Source organism: Pseudomonas sp. RA_105y_Pfl2_P56, from assembly GCF_963970845.1.
Lineage (GTDB): Bacteria > Pseudomonadota > Gammaproteobacteria > Pseudomonadales > Pseudomonadaceae > Aquipseudomonas > Aquipseudomonas baetica_A.
In genome coordinates, this window is the sequence record NZ_CAXAPL010000081.1 from 1 (window position 1) to 4,170 (window position 4,170).

General features: G+C 58.6%; 2 protein-coding genes. Both read left to right on the top strand.

Annotated elements, in window-relative coordinates; all coding sequences use genetic code 11:
• Positions 1 to 420 precede the first annotated feature (420 nt).
• The gene (locus tag AACY11_RS27960) at positions 421 to 2,472 is read left to right on the top strand and encodes a putative bifunctional diguanylate cyclase/phosphodiesterase (protein WP_339434076.1); all 2,052 of its coding nucleotides are present in this window, start codon (positions 421 to 423) and stop codon (positions 2,470 to 2,472) included.
• 208 nt (positions 2,473 to 2,680) lie between these two features.
• A complete protein-coding gene (locus tag AACY11_RS27965; RefSeq protein ID WP_339434077.1) occupies positions 2,681 to 4,015 on the top strand; it encodes an imelysin family protein in 1,335 nt (444 codons plus the stop codon).
• Positions 4,016 to 4,170 lie beyond the last annotated feature (155 nt).

Genomic DNA, 4,170 nt, shown 5'->3' on the forward strand with positions numbered 1-4,170 from the left:
CTACTCATCGAGGGTCGAGCGTTGTTGCAGCAACGCTCACAATGAGCCCGGATACATTAGCGCAAGCCAGCTTTACCGAAAACAGCCCATGAGGTTGCAGGAGATGGGCTGACCATACATTTTTATGCCTTTGATTCAGGCAGGAGATAGCGCTTTTCTCACATTTAATGCGGGCTGCCGCCACTTGCCGACCTTGCACAGAGGGCTAACATCAAAAAAGGAAAAAATGTCCCGCAACGCTCAAGTTGAGGGCCAAAACTACCGACACAGTACAAATAGGACTAATACTCTAGTCAGCAGCCTGTCGGCCCAGGCCCTGGGCAAATTTTTCTGGACCTGATTGTCCCTTTGACTGCCAACACCGGATTGCCAATACTCACGGCAACTTGACGCTACCCGCACGGAACAAGGAATAACCCTTTGAAGCTGGAACTCAAGAACAGCTTGTCGGTGAAGTTGCTCCGGGTCGTGCTCCTGTCGGCATTGATCGTGGGCGTGGTCTTGAGCTGCGCGCAAATTGTTTTCGATGCCTATAAAACACGCCAGGCCGTTGTCGGTGACGCCGAACGGATCCTCGACATGTTCCGCGACCCCTCCACTCAGGCTGTGTACAGCCTGGATCGGGAGATGGGCATGCAGGTGATCGAAGGCCTGTTCCAGGACGACGCCGTGCGCCAGGCCTCCATCGGCCATCCCAATGAAGCGATGCTCGCGCAAAAATCCCGTGAGTTGCAGCATTCCAACAGCCGCTGGCTGACCGACCTGATTCTGGGTCAGGAGCGCACCTTCACCACGCAACTGGTGGGTCGCGGTCCCTACAGCGAGTACTACGGCGACTTGAGCATCACCCTCGACACCGCGACCTATGGCGAGAGTTTTATCGTCAGTTCGGTGATCATTTTCATTTCCGGTGTATTGCGTGCCCTGGCCATGGGCCTGGTGCTTTATCTGGTCTATCACTGGCTGCTGACCAAACCGCTGTCGCGGATCATCGAGCATCTGACCGAAATCAACCCCGATCGCCCCAGCGAACACAAGATTCCGCAACTCAAGGGCCACGAGAAAAACGAACTGGGAGTCTGGATCAACACCGCCAACCAGTTGCTCGAATCCATCGAACGCAATACCCACCTGCGCCACGAAGCCGAGAACAGCCTGCTGCGCATGGCCCAATACGATTTCCTCACCGGTCTGCCGAACCGTCAGCAACTGCAGCAGCAACTGGACAAGATCCTCGTCGACGCCGGCAAACTGCAACGCCGCGTCGCGGTGTTGTGCGTGGGGCTGGATGATTTCAAAGGTATCAACGAACAGTTCAGCTACCAGACCGGCGATCAGTTGTTGCTGGCGTTGGCTGATCGCTTGCGCGCCCACAGCGGCCGCCTCGGTGCCCTCGCCCGTTTGGGTGGCGACCAGTTCGCCCTGGTGCAGGCCGATATCGAACAGCCTTATGAAGCGGCGGAGCTGGCACAAAGCATTCTTGATGATCTGGAGGCGCCGTTCGCCCTCGACGACCAGGAAATCCGCCTGCGTGCGACCATCGGCATCACCCTGTTCCCGGAGGACGGCGACAGCACCGAAAAGCTGTTGCAGAAGGCCGAACAGACCATGACCCTGGCCAAGACCCGCTCGCGCAATCGTTATCAGTTCTACATCGCCAGCGTCGACAGTGAGATGCGTCGCCGTCGCGAACTGGAAAAAGACCTGCGCGATGCCTTGCTGCGCGATCAGTTCTACCTCGTCTATCAACCGCAGATCAGCTACCGCGATCACCGTGTGGTTGGCGTCGAGGCGCTGATTCGCTGGCAACACCCTGAACACGGTCTGGTCCCGCCCGACCTGTTCATTCCGCTGGCCGAACAGAACGGTACGATCATCGCCATCGGAGAATGGGTGCTCGATCAGGCCTGCAAGCAATTGCGCGAATGGCACGATCAGGGCTTTGTCGACCTGCGCATGGCGGTCAACCTGTCCACCGTGCAACTGCACCACGCCGAATTGCCGCGAGTGGTTAACAATCTGCTGCAGATGTACCGCTTGCCACCGCGCAGTCTGGAGCTGGAAGTCACCGAAACCGGCCTGATGGAAGACATCAGCACCGCCGCCCAGCATTTGCTGAGCCTGCGCCGCTCCGGCGCGCTGATTGCCATCGACGACTTCGGCACTGGTTATTCATCGCTCAGTTATCTGAAAAGTCTGCCGCTGGACAAGATCAAGATCGACAAGAGCTTCGTCCAGGACCTGCTGGATGACGATGACGATGCGACCATCGTTCGCGCGATCATTCAACTGGGCAAGAGCCTGGGCATGCAGGTGATTGCCGAAGGCGTGGAAACCGCCGAGCAGGAGTCGTACATCATTTCCGAAGGCTGTCACGAAGGTCAGGGCTACCACTACAGCAAACCGCTACCGGCGCGCGAGTTGAGCGCCTACCTCAAGCAGGCGCAACGCAGCAACGCGGCCATCCTTTAAAAGATCGCAGTCTTCGGCAGCTCTCGTGAATCCCATTCGCCTGCAAGAGCTGCCGAGTGCCAAGAGGCTGCGATCGTTTGATCTCAATACACGAATAAGAAATATTTCCAGGCACATCCCTTTACAGATAATGCGAAAGATTTGCATTATGTCGCAGTTTTGCGCTCCCAGCGCGAGTCCACTCAACTACCGAAGCAGGATGTTCGCCATGATTCGTATGCCTCTGGCTACCGCCAGTCTGCTGGCCATCGCCATTTCCCTCGCCGGTTGCGGCGAAGGCAAAGACAAGCCCGCCGCCCCGACCACGCCGACTCCAGCCGCCAGCACCACTGCTCCTGCCGCCGCCGCTAAAATCGACGACGCCGCCGCCAAGGCTGTGGTCGCGCATTACGCCGACATGGTCTTCGCCGTTTACAGCGATGCCGAATCCACCGCGAAAACCCTGCAAACCGCCGTCGATGCGTTCCTTGCCAAGCCGAACGCCGACACCCTGAACGCCGCCAAGGCTGCCTGGGTCGCCGCGCGCGTTCCGTATCTGCAGAGTGAAGTGTTCCGCTTCGGCAACACCATCATCGACGACTGGGAAGGTCAGGTTAACGCCTGGCCACTGGACGAGGGTCTGATCGACTACGTCGACAAATCCTACGAACACGCACTGGGTAATCCGGGCGCCAGCGCCAACATCATCGCCAACACCGAAGTGCAGGTCGGCGAAGACAAGGTCGACGTGAAAGACATCACCCCGGAAAAACTCGCCAGCCTGAACGAGCTGGGCGGTTCCGAGGCCAACGTTGCCACCGGCTACCACGCCATCGAATTCCTGCTGTGGGGCCAGGACCTGAACGGCACCGGCCCTGGCGCGGGCAACCGCCCGGCTTCCGACTACCTGGAAGGCGCTGGCGCTACCGGCGGTCACAACGATCGTCGTCGTGCCTACCTCAAGTCCGTGACCCAACTGCTGGTCAGCGACCTGGAAGAAATGGTCGGTAACTGGAAGCCGAACGTGGCTGACAACTACCGCGCCACCCTGGAAGCCGAACCCGGCGAAAACGGCCTGCGCAAAATGCTCTTCGGTATGGGCAGCCTGTCCCTGGGCGAACTGGCGGGCGAGCGCATGAAGGTGTCCCTGGAAGCCAACTCCCCTGAAGACGAACAGGATTGCTTCAGCGACAACACCCACAACTCGCACTTCTACGATGCCAAAGGCGTTCGTAACGTTTACCTGGGCGAGTACACCCGTGTTGACGGCACCAAAATGACCGGCGCCAGCCTGTCGTCGCTGGTGGCCAAGGCTGACCCGGCTGCCGACACCGCGTTGAAAGCCGATCTGGCTGCGACCGAAGCCAAGATCCAGGTCATGGTCGACCACGCCAACAAGGGTGAGCACTACGACCAATTGATCGCCGCCGGTAATACCGCTGGCAACCAGATCGTGCGCGACGCCATCGCCTCGCTGGTCAAGCAGACCGGTTCGATCGAAGCCGCAGCCGGCAAGCTGGGCATCACCGACCTGAACCCGGACAGCGCTGATCACGAATTCTGATCACGCTTGTCTGACTGAAAAAGGCGACCTTCGCAGACTGTGTGAAAACCTAGCAATCTGCGCAGCGCTCAATGAAAATGCTCCGTATCGAAAGATACGGAGCATTTTTCGTTATGGCTTACATCCAAGGAGAGTCTCGCAGCCAGACCAGCCTG